This is a genomic window from Bradyrhizobium sp. STM 3566, from assembly GCF_045571445.1.
GTDB lineage: Bacteria > Pseudomonadota > Alphaproteobacteria > Rhizobiales > Xanthobacteraceae > Bradyrhizobium > Bradyrhizobium vignae.
The window spans coordinates 235,659-249,391 of sequence record NZ_CP120693.1 but is presented as its reverse complement, the minus strand read 5'-3'; the positions used below and the strand labels follow the sequence as shown (position 1 = coordinate 249,391).

Below are 13,733 nucleotides of genomic sequence, written 5' to 3'. Positions count from 1 at the left end.
TCGACTCATGACATCCATCCGCTGGTTTGTCTCGGAGATGCGGGTTACGTGGTGATGGCTTAGACTCCAGCGCGGAACGGTCATGCCCGGCGTCGGGAATTTGGTTACCTCAGCCAATGATCGACCGACTGGTCCTCACGCAGGCAGGACCGATAATACGGATTCCGTGGAAAACTCGTCGGCCTGACCGCTGATTCACGAGCCGGATGTGGACATTGAGTGCCTCGACATCGCAATCGCGCGCGGATGGTGTTGAATCCGGCCGCTCCGATGACAGGGGAAGTTCATGAGTTTCAAAGCAACTGCCGCCGGCGCTTCGCACGAGCCGACCCTGCATTGCCCCAACTGCAATCACGAGATCCGGCTGACCGAGTCGCTGGCCGCTCCCCTCCTCGCTGAAACGCGTCGGCGCTTTCAACAGCAACTGGCCAGCAAAGATGCCGAGATGGAGCGCAAGGCCGAGGCGCTGCGGCTGGAACGCGAGCAGGTAGCGAAGGACCGCGAGCAAATCGAAGACCAGGTTGCGAAGCGATTGACTGCCGAACGCGCCCAGCTGGCCGCGACCGAAAGCAAGAAGGCGCGGGAGGCGGCCGCGGCCGAGCTACAGGCGAAAGAAGCGGAAGCTGCGGAGCTGCGAGCCACCCTACTCTCCAACAACACGATGCTTGCTGAGGCCCAAAAGCAGCAGGCCGAACTGATGCGGCAGCAGCGAGCGCTCGAAGAGGAAAAGCGCGAGCTCGACCTGACGATAGAGAAGCGCGTGCAGGCCTCGATCACTGAGATCCAGATCAAGGCCAGGCAGGAAGCCGACGAGGCTGCGCGCTTGCGCGTTGCCGAAAAGGACCAGACCATCGAGTCGATGACACGCACGATTGAGGAACTTAAGCGCAAGGCCGAACAGGGATCACAGCAATCTCAGGGAGAGGTTCTCGAACTTGAGCTTGAAGAGCTTCTGCGCGGGCGCTTTCCGACCGATTCGATTGAGCCAGTTGCCAAAGGTGAGCTCGGCGCGGACGTTATTCAACAGGTGAATGGCGCTATCGGCCAATCTGCCGGCATCATCCTTTGGGAAACCAAGCGCACCAAGGCATGGAGTGACGGCTGGCTCGCCAAATTGCGTGACGACGAGCGTCGTTCCGGCGCCGACGTCGCTCTGATCATCTCCCATGCGCTGCCGAAACATATCGAGCAATTTGACCTGGTCGACGGTGTATGGGTAGCTCATCCGCGCTGCGCTGTGCCGGTCGCCGTGGCGCTCCGCCAAGCTCTGATCGATGTGAGCAGCTCGCGCCTCGTGCAGCAGGGTCAGCAAACCAAGATGGAGCAGGTTTATCACTACCTGACCGGCACGAAGTTCCGGCAGCGGGTCGAAGCTGTCGTTGAGAAATTCAACGATATGCGCGACGATTTGGACAGGGAGCGCAAGTTCATGGGCCGGCAATGGGCCAAGCGTGAAACCCAGATCCTGGCCGTCGTCGAGTCGACGGTCGGCATGGTCGGCGATCTTCAGGCGATCGCCGGCAAGGCCATGCCGGAGATACCGAGCCTCGAAGTGCCGCGGCTAGAGTCCTTGGCGGAGTCTGAGCGGAGAGCGAGCTAATAGTTGGCAACGCCGATGCCCGTCCCTGGCCCCTAAGGCAGCTGGGGGAACGCGACGATTGCGTCCGCGATCCTAAGGTTCGATCCCGCGCTCACACGAGCCGCAGGCGCCGCTCCTAAACCGGCGCTCCTGATCGGTCGATGAACCTCGATCGCTTCGGCCATCGGCGCTTGCAGCTGGTCGGCCTAGTCAGGTTGCTACGATACCGTCGTTCGAAAACCTAGTGAAGCGGAGCGGTCCATTCCTTCAGGAGTCTCGCATGGGCTACTGAAGCCGGATGCGCCTACCGGTCGGGCACCGCCTCTTGCGGTTTGTCGGCCTGAACGGACGTCTGCAACTAAGCGGGCGCGACCTTTTTGCACCCTGCCCTGACGGTTGAGTAACAGCCACGCATGGCGCACACATCGCCAGGCATGTATCAGTCGCCGGGATCGCTCATCCTACCGCAAGACAAACAGATCACGCCGTTCGATGGGACATTCTGCCCGCAGGACGGACAGATCCAACTTGCGTCTCCGGATGTCGACGTGATGCCGGCTCGACCGCTCGGCGCTCTTACAGTGACAAGATGCCCCCACTTTTCGACCACTTCCCAACCCGGTGCAATCTGCATATACACGTCCGGCTCTGCAGCCGCGCTCTTTCTGACGAGGGCAGGCAGCGAAGCGAAAAGCTCGATGATGTCCGACTCGGTGATATCACCCCTCTGCACGGCAGCCTCAACCTTCGCCAATAGTTTTTCCTTCTTCTCGTCAGCGACGATCGCATTCGCGGTGTGTCGCGCAAGGCTGGCCTTTAGGCGAACCGACGAGATAATAAGGATTAGGGCCGGCGAAGGCTCAAAGACCTGGTTCGACTTCAGCCGGTTACAACCTAGGGCAGGAGGGAACCAAGTTCTCCAGACCCGAAAAATCGAAATCGGCTGGCAGGGAATATCGATTGACGATCATCTTGTGCGCTTCGTCCGAAGCCACAGCGTCAAGCGGAATCAAATGGTCGACTTGAACGTCCTTAAACAGCAGCTGCTCGGAGCACCACGTGCAGCAGCCATGTGACGCTTTCCAGAGTCCAAAGCGTTCCGGGCGAGATAGCTGCTTTCGTGGAGTCATTTGGCTGTATCAATTTCTTCAAATCGTTAGAACGGCGCAATAGTACGACCATCCAGACCATTGGTCAGGCGGTGTCCGCCCCCGCACTGCCGAGACTCTCGATTATCTCTCTGATCGGGAGGACCTTCTCGAAAACTTTCTCGAACGCCTCATAGAGCGCTTTGCTCCAGTGCTCGCTGTCCTTGGCGTCAAGAAACTCGATCAAGGGACCGATTCGAGAATGGCCTTGCGGCGGTCTTCCAGCTCGCGCAGGTACACCAGGCGCTCCTCCAGGGTGCGCAATTGCGCGTCGTCGAGCGCACCGGTCGCTTCCTTGCGGTAGCGCGCGATGAAGGGAACCGTGGCACCGCCGTCGAGCAGCGTCACCGCCGCCTCGACCTGCTCCGCCCGCACCCCAAGCTCCTGCGCAATTTTCTGGTTGATGTTTGCCACGCGAGACTTCCTCTCTATTCCAAGCACGCGACGCAGACCGAAATCCGGCCGCGGGACGCCGCTTATGGACCATGCGGGGTTGATTCATCAAGGGACTGCGACAGACCGTCGACAAGGGATTTTTTTGTACGTTTATCGAAGGGGTCCGCCTGATAGTGGAAGACCGCGTTGCGAAACCGACGAAGCCGACTTTCGTAATCGTTCGCTCCCAGCAGCGCATCTATGGCTTCCTCTTTCAGCTCGAGCGGGCGATACCCCTCGATCACGACGTAGAAAAGCCCATAGAAAACGGCCATCGTCTGTATCTGGGACCATTTCTGCGCTTCCGCAAGATTTCCAGGTTCATGCGGGACTTCACGGCATCGGCGGTAATCCAGTGTTTGTGAAGAGAAGCTATCGGGAGGCTCACCGTCTTGCGATCATTGCCGTCGGTCGTCATGTGGTGGGCTCTCTCCGGGAACGAACTGGCGCAGGCTATTGAACTCCAACGGCTACCACTAGTTGCAGCTCCATGGTAGGCTCTTCGCGGCAGCGGGAGGTAAGGCTTGCGAATCGTTCGCGTCCAGATAGTCAACTTTAGAGGGATCAAGCAGCTCTTATGGCATCCAGCGCCTGGCACCAATTGTTTAGTCGGGCCGGGCGATTCGGGGAAAACTACCGTTCTCGATGCCATCGAGCTAGCGTTTGCACCGCGCAACGGGGTCACCTTTGACGACACCGATTTCTACGCCGTTGACCCAAAGGCCAATCCAGTCGCCATCACGGTTACGATCGGAGATTTGCCCACTGAATTCCTGAAAGAGGACCGGTACGGGCATTACTTGAGGGGCTGGGACGAGGCCGGGAAGAAACTCGACGACGAGCCTGACGAAGGACATGAGCTTGAGCATGTGCTTTCGGTGAAGCTCACCGTCGATCAATCCCTGGAGGGGGACTGGGCGCTTTTCAATCAGCGGGTTGAACAAGGCGAGCAGAGTACTCGCGCTTTGGCGTTTCAAGACCGACAGGACATCGCCCCGAGCCGGCTGGGCCCCTACGCGGACCGTCATCTGGCCTGGGGCCGGCAGTCCGTGCTCAACCGAATAACCAAGGGGCCTGCGGCATCCCGTGGACTTATGGCAGAAGCGGGCCGTGTCGCGCGGCAGGAGTTCTCAAAGGACTCGAAAACTCTCTTCGCGGAGACGATTGGCGAGGTGAAGCGCGTGGCGCAACTGCTGGGCGTGCCGGTCGGCGATGCCCTGCATGCGATGCTCGATGTTCAAGCTATGGGGCTGTCGGGTGGCGGCATCTCGCTGCACGATGGGAATCTGCCGCTTCGCCGGCTCGGCGTGGGATCATCACGGCTGTTCACAGCAGCGTTGCAGGATTACGTCAGAGCGAAGGCATCAGTGGCACTGATCGATGAGGTCGAACACGGGCTTGAGCCTCATCGCATATCCAGGCTGCTGCGGCAGTTGAAGAAGGAAAAAGCTGACGGTCAGACAAAGGCCCAGGTGTTTATGACAACGCATTCCCCGGTAGTCCTGCAGGAATTGAGCGTTGAGGAGCTAAACGTCGTCAGGCGCGATTCCGAGACTGGCTTTGTGACTATCGTGCCTGCCAGCAAGCCCTATCCAGGGTTGGATGTTCAAAGCCAACCGCGAGCCAATCCGCAGGCCTATCTGGCGCCAACCATTTTGGTTTGCGAAGGCAAGACGGAGGTCGGGCTGGTTCGAGGGCTTGATGACTTCTGGGTCGAAAAAGGGCTCTTGCCCTTTTCAACAGCCGGCGTCGTGCCGATTTCGGGTGGCGGAGTGGACAAGGCACCGCCGATCGCGGGCTATTTCCGGTCACTCGGCTATCGGGTAGGTCTGTTACTGGATAGCGACTGCGAGCCGCGTGATACAGCGATCTTAAACAAACTCACCTCTGCTGGTGCGAAGATCTTCCGTTGGGCGCCAGGTCACGCGACCGAAGATCACCTTTTTCGGGATCTGCCGGACAAGGCCGTGGTTGCACTCATTAAAGCGGCTGCAGCGCTCCAGGAAAGCGAGCAGTCGTTTCTTGACCGTCTTGCCAAGAGGTACTCCAAAAAGCCATTTAAAACGGTCTCGGACGTTGAGAAAATTGCGTCAGACGTCGACCTTCGCATCGCCCTGGGTGAACTTACGAAATTACGAACGAAGGGCAAATCAGATGGACGCGAGCGCGGATGGTTTAAGGACATTAGCCATGCTGAGTGGATCGGGCGCAAACATGTCGGGCCTCATCTCGGCGAGCTAAAGGGCAAGTTTCCTGAAACGATCGCCGAAATCCGCGCTTGGGTAGATCGTGAGCAATGAGCTTATCGTCGAGAGGGTTCTGAGTTCGAGGCTCGGATCCGTAGTTGCGCCTGCCGGCTGCGGCAAGACGGATTGCATTGCCGACGTGGTGAAAGCCGCAGGTGGCCCAGCCAAATGCCTCGTTCTTACCCATACGCTGGCAGGCGTCGATTCTCTGCGTCAGCGTATGAAGGAGAAAGGCGTCCGCGTCCGTCAAACGGATCTGGAGACGATTGCCGGTTGGTCATTGAGATTTGCGGCAGCATTCCCCAAGAGATCCGGCCTCGCAACGCGAGAGCCTCGCGGAGACGAATGGCCGGCCGTCTACGCGGCTGCCACTCGTCTTATTCAGGGCGGTTTCGTCACAGGCGTTCTGAAGGCGTCGTATCAACGGGTGCTCGTGGACGAATATCAAGACTGCACCGTCGAACAACACGCCTTGATTCTTGCCTTATCTCAATATCTGCCGACTTGCGTATTCGGAGACCCGCTGCAGGCCATCTTCGGTTTCCGCAACGAGCAGCTGGCCGATTGGAAAACCGTCATCACTGACTTTCCACCGATCGGCGCGCTCAACGAGCCGTGGCGGTGGACACGAGTGAAGAACAAAACGCTCGGATGTTGGCTCATCGGCATCCGGGACCATCTGGAGAAGCTCAACCGCGTCGACCTGGCCGCCGCGCCGACGTGCGTATCGCGCATCGCACCTCAGTCGTCAAACAAGAGAGACGTGCTTAAGGCGAACATGTCCGCGGGGCGGTCCGTCAAACTCCGCGGAGCGGAGACGCTGATCGTCATTGGCGACAAGGCAAGCGAGGTTATCCGGGGATCGCTGGCTGCCCAATTGAAATGCTCCGCAATCGAACCGGTGGCCTGTCAGACCCTGGGCAGCTTTCTTGAGCAGCTCCAAGTCTGCACGGCAGAAGATCGGCTGACTGCGGTGCTTAACCTGGCAGCCAGCGCCATGTCCGGCTTGGCGAGGGTCGGCTTTGAGCGCCGCGTGATCCGCATCGCCGGAGGATGGAAGCCAAGGAACAAACTCACCGAGGCGGAGCGCGCGGCACTCAATCTCCTGGCATCGGACAAACTCTCGCATGTGCTCAGCCTGCTGGAGTGCCTGCGCCGGCAGCCTGGTGTCACCTCATTCCGGAGGGAACTGCTGTCAGCCGTGCAGAACACCCTCAGGCTAGTGGTCAACGGTGAGCATTCATCTCTCGAAGATGCGGCCTGGCACGTTCAGAACAAGATGCGGCATGCCGGGCGGCGGCTGGCGCAGCGATCCGTCGGCAGCACACTGCTGGTGAAGGGGCTGCAGTTCGATCACGCCATCATCGTTGCGCCGGAGAAGCTCAACCGTAACGATCTTTACGTGGCGCTCACCCGAGCCTCGCGGACGATTACGATCGTCTCACCAACGCCATTGCTCACAGCGAGAGTTAGCAGGCCTGCCGGCAGCAAAAAGGCGCGCTGAGCGGGCCGGATTATTAGAAACTATTGTTGGCCTGCAGCTTGTGGCGGCGCGTAAGAGTCTGGCCGCTTAAAAAGCGTTACGCCATCCGGCCCCGTGGCCGTTTCAGGCAGGAGACATTTCGCCAGCCGGCCTTGGGTGATCTCGAACAGCGGCTTGAGGTCGCGGGCATGTCCCTTGCGGCCAGGCGGCGCAATGACATTGACCGACTTTTTTGGGAAATGCTCGCTAACGGTGCGAATGGCCGGCGCCAGATCGGAGTCTGCGCTGATGATCAGTGCGCGCTCGTAGGCGTTCAGGAAGGCGTCGGCAACCAGCTGAACAGCAATCGCGACGTCGGTTTCCTTTTCTTCGTGGGCGATCCACGTTGCGCCACAGCTGGCACAGCGCCGATGCTTTTCCTTGAAATGGCCGACGATGCATTCCACACCGGCATGCTGGAGCGCAGCAACGTACTGCCTGTGCCGACCTACCGCGCCATATTTCCAGGTGGCGTAGGCCGTGAAGTACTTCACTGCCACGAGCGTTTCATTTTCGCCGCAAATGCCGGCGGCGAGAGCCTTCAAATCAAGCCACTTGAGGTGGGGTTTTCCGAGTTCATCGATGGCATGGTAAAGGTTGAAACCGTCGACATAGGCAATTACTGGGCGCATCTGGGTACATTACTGCAAAAATAAAAAGGCCGGAACCGGTTAAGGTGTCCGACCTGTCCACCCGGATATACCGAGGTGGGAGAGAATAAGTTTTATATAGGGCGAATCGCCCTATATGTCAACCTGAAAGTGAACTAACGGTTCCCGTCCACGGCAGCCAAGCCTCTGAAATATAGGTCGGATTCGTCCTTTCCCCAACACCAGCTGGGCCGCAAAATCGTAAACCCGATTCTGAGCAGGCACCAAGGATGCGCGCATGTTCAATGATGAATGGAAGTCGCACTGTGTCCAGATCGGCGAATGCGCCACGGCGATCTTCGCAGCAGCCGACCTCAAGATCACGCCGAAGGGATTCGCTGATCCGTCGTTCCTTGCTTTGGCGCTGCTGGCCCGGACTGCATCTAATCTCAAGGCAGCGCTGATCCTGCTCGATGCCAGGCAGATTGTGGAGGCCCGCACGATCACACGGTGTTGCCTGGAAAACCTGTACTGGGTCGTCGGGCTCGCAGAGGACGGCGACAAGTTCGTCAAGCAAATGCGGGACGATGAGCTGAGCCACAGGCGGGCCATCGGCCAGGCTATCTTCGCGGGCGACTACACCCTCGATCAGCAGGTTGAACAGCGCCTGCGCGACCAAATGCGCGACCTGAACCGGAACGGCTTTGTCACGAAGATGCTCAGCCCCAAGAGCGTGGCTAGCATTCGAGAGGATTTCAAGCAGACCTACATCTTCTATTCGCAGCTGTCTTCGGACTCCGCGCATCCATCGGTGTCCGCGCTTAATCGCTATGTCGTTTCCCGCAATCATCCGGAAGGGCCGGGGTTCGACACTGAGCCCGTGGTCCGGCCCGCGGAAATCGAGGAAACCTATGAGTACCTGTCGATGGCCGCGCTGGGAGTCTGCGTGGCCGTCAATCAAATTATCGGTGGCACGTCCGGCGGCCAAAAGCTTAACGCGGTTGCCGAACAGCACACAGCTCTCTCCAACCGTTCAAGGGCGGGAAAAGACGCCGGCAAGGCAGAGGGCAACGAAGTCAGCGATACCCTCGCTTGAGCTTGCGCGCCCCAATGCGAAATCAGTGCAATCTCCGCTAGGCCACGCGTGGCATGCATTTCGGTTCGTACAGTCCCGCCGCGGCCGATGCGCCCCCACTCTCGTACAAGCGAGCACTAAAACCGCGCCATGTTGCGGCGAACATTGACACAGTGAGCATGTCATACGACCTCCTTTCCTTCTTTTTCTTTTCGCAAGGCACGCTAGGCGGTCGACGCGCTGCACCCGAGAAGCGCGCCAATCTCGCAGACTGCGCCCCTCACCTTGCAGATCCCGCGCATGCGCGATCTGTTGCTGGCTGAGCTTGAACTTGGGCCCGAAGCTCCGGCCTAAAGCTCGCGCACGCCCCCTAGCCCTCTCTCGTCCTCGCCAGGATGAAATCGCGCTCAAGCTGGGCGAAAGCCGAAAGCATCCTCAGCATGGTTGCGGCTTGCGGCGAGTTCGTGGTGGCCCACGGCTCGGTCAGGAATTCGAATGTTGCGCCCCTCGCCTCGACCTCGTGCACGAGAAGGTCGCGCGATGAACGCGCAAGGCGGTCGATCCGCGTCACGGCCAGCACATCGCCGCTATAGAGTGCCGCGATGACACGGGCGAGCTGTGGCCGGTCGGCCCTCACCCCGCTCATCATTTCACTGAAGACCTTGACAAGCCCGCGGCCCTTACAGCGTCAACTTGCCCAGCGTGATCTTGCTCGGTGGCAGAGACGCGCGCAAAGCCGTATTTCAACACTGCCAATTTGCAACAGACTTATGCAACGATCAAAGCCGTTGCGAAGACTGATGACTACCAGTGTTAGATTTATTTTGCGTAATGCAACACGACGACCGCACACAACTCATCTGGTCCTTCGCTCTTGACCGCTCTATATTGATACTGCATCGGAATGGCGACCCAGATGGGTGACGCAAAGTCAAAAAGCAGGAAGTTGGCTACGCTCTTGGCGAGTGAAACGCGGTGCATCTATTGCGCAAACAAGCCAACCACGGTTGAACACATGCCGCCCATTGGCATGTTCAAGGGGCGTTCGCGACCGAACGGAATGGAGTTTGCTGCTTGCGAGGATTGCAACAAGGGCACCTCGGGTGCCGACATCGTCGCCGCCTTCTATGCGCGCCTGAGTCAGTCAGATAACCCCGGAATGCTGGACGAGGCCATCGGCCTCAGGCGCAAGATGACGATGGTCGCGCCCGGTGTTTCAGAAGAGTTTAATGGCCCCAGCTACCGACAATGGCAAAGAACTCCATCGGGGCTTTTCCGCGAGATGACCGCGACTCGCGTAGATGGACCACTCACGAAGTCTGATCTAACCGCCTTCTCGGCAAAGCTGGCTATGGCACTCTATCGGGAGCACATTGGTGTGCCGCTGCCGTTGGATGGCGGCGTACGGGTCGCCTATTTTCTGAATGCAGGCCTTTCCCAGAAGGCCGGCGACGGTATGCTCAGCAAGCTTCCCCTCCCTGGCACGCTGCGCCAAGGCAGGTTCGTGGTGCCTGATCAGTTCGCCTACCGCTACAATTACGATGGCAAATCAATAATTGCCGGCTTAGCAGGGTTTAATTCCAACCTGCATATCCTGATGATCGCCACTTCGAACCCGGTTTTTTATGACTTCCCTATCGCCAAGGGACATCTGCAGTTAGTTCGGCCGGGAGAGCTGAGAGGCCTGTTACCTCGAACTGTAACTACGAGCGCAGCCACGGAGCAGCCTGCGGTCCACGGGCCGATCATTCGCTAGCTGCTCATTCGCTAGCTGCCTGGAAATCTCCAGCGGAGACCTGCAATCACGTCCATACCCTGATAATGGCGGCGGCATGAGCCGAGCCACGACGAGCCCGGGAGGCGGCCAGTCAATGGCCGCCTGTTAATTGCACCGAGTCGTCTCCGAATAGCTTATTTTCGTTAGTCTTGTACAGACGATTTTCGTCTATTATATTCCTAACGAATATGATCAACGGAGCCGTCTATGGAGAAGCCCATCATCGTACCGGCGCAGATTCGCGCGGCACGCGCCATGTTGGAATGGTCGCAGGAAGAGCTGGCCGAGAAGTCCGGGGTCAGCCTCAGCACCGTTCGGGATGTCGAAAGCCAGCGGCGACCGCTCGATACATCCGCGGCCGCCGAAATCCATCGCGCCCTTGAGAACGCCGGCCTGATCTTCATCCCAGGCGCGGCCAACGCTGGGCCCGGTGTCAGGCTGGTCGCCGGTCGGCCGCAGGTGATTCGGCCGCCCACGGTCATGACCATGTGGGATGGCCTGCCCTTTACCGTCGAATGGCAGGGCAAGGCCGTCACCGTCTATCTGTCGCAGGAGGCAATCGACGATCTGGGCCGCTTTCGCGAAAAGCGGCCCAACGCCGACTATCTCAAGGTCTTCGAGAAGTATCGTGGCGGTATCTTGGACGATGTGGCCAGGGCGCTTGCAGCAGGTAAGGCCACTGACAAGGGCCTGCGTCTGACCGGCGGCGACATCTCGGCGCTTGAGTGAGGGGCGCCAAGATTGCCCGCAGAATTTGCGGCGCGTTGCTGGGTCAGCCGATGTGGTGAGATTGGCCTCCCTTGATTCTCCTGAGGCCACCATGCCAACCAAAATCTTCCGGATCATCGAAGGCGAGGCCGAAGGGCCGCTGGCGATGCGGGTGTTTCTCATCTTCGCCCTCGCCGCCCTCGGGTTTACGGTCTGGGGCTTGCGGTCGCGATCAATGGATACGTTTTGTCGGCTCCGGCGCTCTCCCGTCTAGGCCAACTCGGCGTATTACATCGTTAGTAATTTATTCAGCAATTGGGCGTAGCGTTTCAGCCCATGAGCAAACCAGTCATTTCCTTCCGCCTTTCCGAAAGCGAACTGCAGACCCTCGATGAGGCCTGCCGTCGCTTTAGCGAAAGCCGTTCACAGGTGGTCACCCGGGCAATCAAGTCCCTTCTGACCGAATACGTGGAGCGCGACGGCAAGCTGATCCGACAGCCGTACTGGATGCCGAACATGGACGGGAAGTTCAATGCGAGTTGATCCCAACCGGCTAATCCTCGTGCTTGCTGTTATCGTCCTCGCCGGCATGGCAGGTGCATGGAACTACCGGCTTGAAATCGGCAAGGAAGGCCTGAAGTTTGAGACCAATACGGCAAGGGCTGCTCCTCGCCAGATAGACTAAAACCTATCGCCTAGGGCTACTGGCAGAATTGGCAGCCGGTATCGGAAGTTTTGAGGCGAGATCGCCCGCAAACATATGGCAGGCGAACGCAAATTCCTGGAATTCTGCGGCCTCGAACTGCACTTTTTAGCCAAGAGCATATGAGCGCGTACGCGTTTCGCGTTTGACCATGTCGGGACGCTCATATCGGTCGATAATAGCTCCGGCTTGCAGTTCGACCTCGGCACCTTCTTTATCGAGGTAGAACATCTTCAGCCGAGGCAGCATTAGATTCAGATGGCCGCTGGCATCGATGTCAGGCTTTCCAACGACACCTGCGCGGTGTTCGAGGCAGTTGCGAACCTTCTGAAACGATTTGAAATCGTCATCAAAGGTCATTGGAGACTTCAAGCCAGTATTGATCTCGGCCAGCAATGCCGGGAATGGTACGAGCGAAGCCTGCCAAGAAGCCGCGCAAGGCGTCGGCCGGCAGAAAGAGATGCTAATGCCGATCGAGGGTAAGAAGCAGACGAAGGAAGCGGCGGCCAAGCCGCAGCGGAAGTCGGCCTAGGTGACTGGCTTCGGCGGTTTGGCGGGGCGCTCGCCGCCAGAAATCTAAACCGCGCGGCGAAGCGCTCTCAAGCCGCCCTCGTCAACTGGTTGTCAACGACTAGAAAATATGATTCGAGGCTCTTCTTTGAGGGCAAGGAATGAAGCTGTTTACCGCCGGATATGAGGGCAGCACGCCGAACGATCTGTTCGCTTGCCTCCAACAGAGCGGCGTCAAGCTGCTGATCGACGTCCGGAATGTCCCGATCTCTCGGAAGCGAGGCTTCTCTAAGACGGCGCTGGCGGCAGGCTTGGCATCCGTTGGGATTGATTACCTGCACCTCAAGGGGCTTGGCGATCCCAAGCCAGGCCGGGTCGCTGCTCATGAAGGTCGATACACCGACTTTCGTAAGATCTTTGGTGCCCACATGCGAACTAGTGCGGCGCAGCAAGCGCTAGCTACAGCTGTATCAAGCGCCTCTCTCAATCTTGCCTGTTTACTTTGCTTCGAGCGTGATCATACAAATTGTCATCGGAGCATTGTGGTCGAATCGATGGTCGGCCTAAAGTCTTTTTCAGTAGTGCATTTGAAGCCCAGCGCTCCGTCTGACTCTATCATGGCGAAGGAGCACATTTTCCCTCGTGCCGGAGCAGTTGCCCACAGCGGGTGAAGCGGAAGCAGTCATCATCGTCAAGGCAGCGCCGCAGGTCGGCCGCCGACACGGAGAGACTGTGTGCTGTGCCGGCATCGACATTTACGGAAATTGGCTTCGGCTTTATCCGGTAGCTTTTAGGACTCTCGATCATTCGCGCCGATTCGGCAGATGGGATCTCATCCGTTTTAAGTGGCGGCTTCCGAAGGATGACCACCGCTTGGAGAGCCGCCGAATTGACCAAGACTCGATCGAAATTGTCGGGGCACTCAAGCCATCCGAGCGGAGCAAGTTTCTGAGCAAGGCGATAGTGACCAGCCTTAACAGCGAACGTCAAGCGCGAAGAAGTTTTGCGCTGCTTAAGCCGCTTGAAGTGAATTCATTTCGCTATGAGAAGAAGAGCAAGAGCGATATCGACGAAGAGAAGGAGACGTTCGATGCTATACGCGCTCAGACTGATCTATTCTCGAAGCACGTCGTTCGCACTTACACTCCCTGCCCGTATCTCTTCAAATACCGGTACCGAACGGACGACGGTGTTCGCGAAGGTACCTGCCAGGACTGGGAGATAGAAGCCACCTTCCATAAGTGGTCGCGCCGCTACGGCGAGGCCAAAGCTCTTGCTGAAATGCAGCGCGTCTTTGGAAAGGAGTATCCGTCCAATGGCATGCTTCTCGCGATGGGCACACACTCACTACATCCCGATACATGGCTCATCAATGGCGTGGTGCGCCAAGACGACATATCACAGCATTCGTTGTTCTAGGTTCGCCGGCTACTCAGCCCT

At 58.4% G+C, this 13,733-nt stretch carries 16 protein-coding genes and 1 pseudogene; 11 read left to right on the top strand and 6 right to left on the bottom strand.

Translation table 11 applies throughout. The features are described from left to right. Positions 1-286: 286 nt before the first annotated feature. On the top strand, positions 287-1,600 hold the full coding sequence (locus tag P6U27_RS38410) for a DUF2130 domain-containing protein (RefSeq protein ID WP_407194631.1): 1,314 nt from the start codon (positions 287-289) through the stop codon (positions 1,598-1,600). A 677-nt stretch (positions 1,601-2,277) separates the two neighbouring features. Further along, entirely contained in the window at positions 2,278-2,655 is a 378-nt protein-coding gene (locus P6U27_RS38405; RefSeq protein ID WP_407194630.1) for a hypothetical protein, read from the top strand. 118 nt (positions 2,656-2,773) lie between these two features. On the opposite strand, the gene P6U27_RS38400 is transcribed toward P6U27_RS38405, so the two are convergent. From P6U27_RS38400 to P6U27_RS38390, 3 genes and pseudogenes are all read right to left on the bottom strand, one after another. Continuing rightward, positions 2,774-2,914, bottom strand: coding sequence for a hypothetical protein (locus P6U27_RS38400; protein WP_407194629.1), 141 nt, complete (start codon positions 2,912-2,914; stop codon positions 2,774-2,776). Between the two features lie 2 nt (positions 2,915-2,916). Then, positions 2,917-3,141, bottom strand: a pseudogene (locus P6U27_RS38395) (Tex-like N-terminal domain-containing protein); the annotation flags it as partial. Positions 3,142-3,203: 62 nt separating this feature from the next. Continuing rightward, positions 3,204-3,437, bottom strand: coding sequence for a hypothetical protein (locus tag P6U27_RS38390; RefSeq protein WP_407194628.1), 234 nt, complete (start codon positions 3,435-3,437; stop codon positions 3,204-3,206). A gap of 249 nt (positions 3,438-3,686) precedes the next feature. Here P6U27_RS38390 and P6U27_RS38385 point away from each other — a divergent pair, with 249 nt between their 5' ends. Then, the gene (locus P6U27_RS38385) at positions 3,687-5,462 is read left to right on the top strand and encodes an ATP-dependent nuclease (RefSeq protein WP_407194627.1); all 1,776 of its coding nucleotides are present in this window, start codon (positions 3,687-3,689) and stop codon (positions 5,460-5,462) included. After that, a complete protein-coding gene (locus P6U27_RS38380; RefSeq protein WP_407194626.1) occupies positions 5,452-6,912 on the top strand; it encodes a UvrD-helicase domain-containing protein in 1,461 nt (486 codons plus the stop codon). The genes P6U27_RS38385 and P6U27_RS38380 overlap by 11 nt, the downstream gene beginning before the upstream one ends. Before the next feature lie 20 nt (positions 6,913-6,932). On the opposite strand, the gene P6U27_RS38375 is transcribed toward P6U27_RS38380, so the two are convergent. Beyond that, positions 6,933-7,562 (bottom strand): NYN domain-containing protein, encoded by a 630-nt coding sequence (locus tag P6U27_RS38375; RefSeq protein WP_407194625.1) that lies wholly within the window; start codon positions 7,560-7,562, stop codon positions 6,933-6,935. A 256-nt stretch (positions 7,563-7,818) separates the two neighbouring features. On the opposite strand from P6U27_RS38375, the gene P6U27_RS38370 reads away from it, so the two are divergent. After that, entirely contained in the window at positions 7,819-8,616 is a 798-nt protein-coding gene (locus P6U27_RS38370) for a DUF5677 domain-containing protein (protein ID WP_407194624.1), read from the top strand. 349 nt (positions 8,617-8,965) lie between these two features. Here P6U27_RS38370 and P6U27_RS38365 read toward each other — a convergent pair whose 3' ends face one another. After that, positions 8,966-9,232 (bottom strand): recombinase family protein, encoded by a 267-nt coding sequence (locus P6U27_RS38365; protein ID WP_407194623.1) that lies wholly within the window; start codon positions 9,230-9,232, stop codon positions 8,966-8,968. 279 nt (positions 9,233-9,511) lie between these two features. Between P6U27_RS38365 and P6U27_RS38360 the strand changes: the two genes are divergently transcribed. The 4 genes from P6U27_RS38360 (at position 9,512) to P6U27_RS38345 (ending at position 11,765) form a co-directional block, all read left to right on the top strand. Next, positions 9,512-10,351, top strand: a complete 840-nt coding sequence (locus P6U27_RS38360; protein ID WP_407194622.1) for a hypothetical protein — start codon at positions 9,512-9,514, stop codon at positions 10,349-10,351. 228 nt (positions 10,352-10,579) lie between these two features. Then, positions 10,580-11,101, top strand: a complete 522-nt coding sequence (locus P6U27_RS38355; RefSeq protein WP_407194621.1) for a multiprotein-bridging factor 1 family protein — start codon at positions 10,580-10,582, stop codon at positions 11,099-11,101. Between the two features lie 315 nt (positions 11,102-11,416). Next, positions 11,417-11,623, top strand: coding sequence for a hypothetical protein (locus tag P6U27_RS38350; RefSeq protein WP_407194620.1), 207 nt, complete (start codon positions 11,417-11,419; stop codon positions 11,621-11,623). Beyond that, entirely contained in the window at positions 11,613-11,765 is a 153-nt protein-coding gene (locus P6U27_RS38345; protein ID WP_407194619.1) for a hypothetical protein, read from the top strand. The genes P6U27_RS38350 and P6U27_RS38345 overlap by 11 nt, the downstream gene beginning before the upstream one ends. Before the next feature lie 126 nt (positions 11,766-11,891). On the opposite strand, the gene P6U27_RS38340 is transcribed toward P6U27_RS38345, so the two are convergent. Continuing rightward, positions 11,892-12,143, bottom strand: a complete 252-nt coding sequence (locus P6U27_RS38340) for a hypothetical protein (RefSeq protein WP_407194618.1) — start codon at positions 12,141-12,143, stop codon at positions 11,892-11,894. Positions 12,144-12,454: 311 nt separating this feature from the next. On the opposite strand from P6U27_RS38340, the gene P6U27_RS38335 reads away from it, so the two are divergent. Beyond that, entirely contained in the window at positions 12,455-12,964 is a 510-nt protein-coding gene (locus tag P6U27_RS38335) for a DUF488 family protein (RefSeq protein ID WP_407194617.1), read from the top strand. Further along, positions 12,948-13,712, top strand: a complete 765-nt coding sequence (locus P6U27_RS38330; protein WP_407194616.1) for a hypothetical protein — start codon at positions 12,948-12,950, stop codon at positions 13,710-13,712. The genes P6U27_RS38335 and P6U27_RS38330 overlap by 17 nt, the downstream gene beginning before the upstream one ends. Positions 13,713-13,733 lie beyond the last annotated feature (21 nt).

Bases quoted from the DNA above. Each gene is read 5' to 3' on its own strand.
- P6U27_RS38410 (WP_407194631.1), top strand. From the start codon at position 287: ATGAGTTTCAAAGCAACTGCCGCCGGCGCTTCGCACGAGCCGACCCTG.
- P6U27_RS38405 (WP_407194630.1), top strand. From the start codon at position 2,278: ATGATGTCCGACTCGGTGATATCACCCCTCTGCACGGCAGCCTCAACC.
- P6U27_RS38390 (WP_407194628.1), bottom strand. From the start codon at position 3,437: ATGGCCGTTTTCTATGGGCTTTTCTACGTCGTGATCGAGGGGTATCGC.
- P6U27_RS38375 (WP_407194625.1), bottom strand. From the start codon at position 7,562: ATGCGCCCAGTAATTGCCTATGTCGACGGTTTCAACCTTTACCATGCC.
- P6U27_RS38370 (WP_407194624.1), top strand. From the start codon at position 7,819: ATGTTCAATGATGAATGGAAGTCGCACTGTGTCCAGATCGGCGAATGC.
- P6U27_RS38360 (WP_407194622.1), top strand. From the start codon at position 9,512: ATGGGTGACGCAAAGTCAAAAAGCAGGAAGTTGGCTACGCTCTTGGCG.
- P6U27_RS38355 (WP_407194621.1), top strand. From the start codon at position 10,580: ATGGAGAAGCCCATCATCGTACCGGCGCAGATTCGCGCGGCACGCGCC.
- P6U27_RS38350 (WP_407194620.1), top strand. From the start codon at position 11,417: ATGAGCAAACCAGTCATTTCCTTCCGCCTTTCCGAAAGCGAACTGCAG.
- P6U27_RS38345 (WP_407194619.1), top strand. From the start codon at position 11,613: ATGCGAGTTGATCCCAACCGGCTAATCCTCGTGCTTGCTGTTATCGTC.
- P6U27_RS38340 (WP_407194618.1), bottom strand. From the start codon at position 12,143: ATGACCTTTGATGACGATTTCAAATCGTTTCAGAAGGTTCGCAACTGC.
- P6U27_RS38335 (WP_407194617.1), top strand. From the start codon at position 12,455: ATGAAGCTGTTTACCGCCGGATATGAGGGCAGCACGCCGAACGATCTG.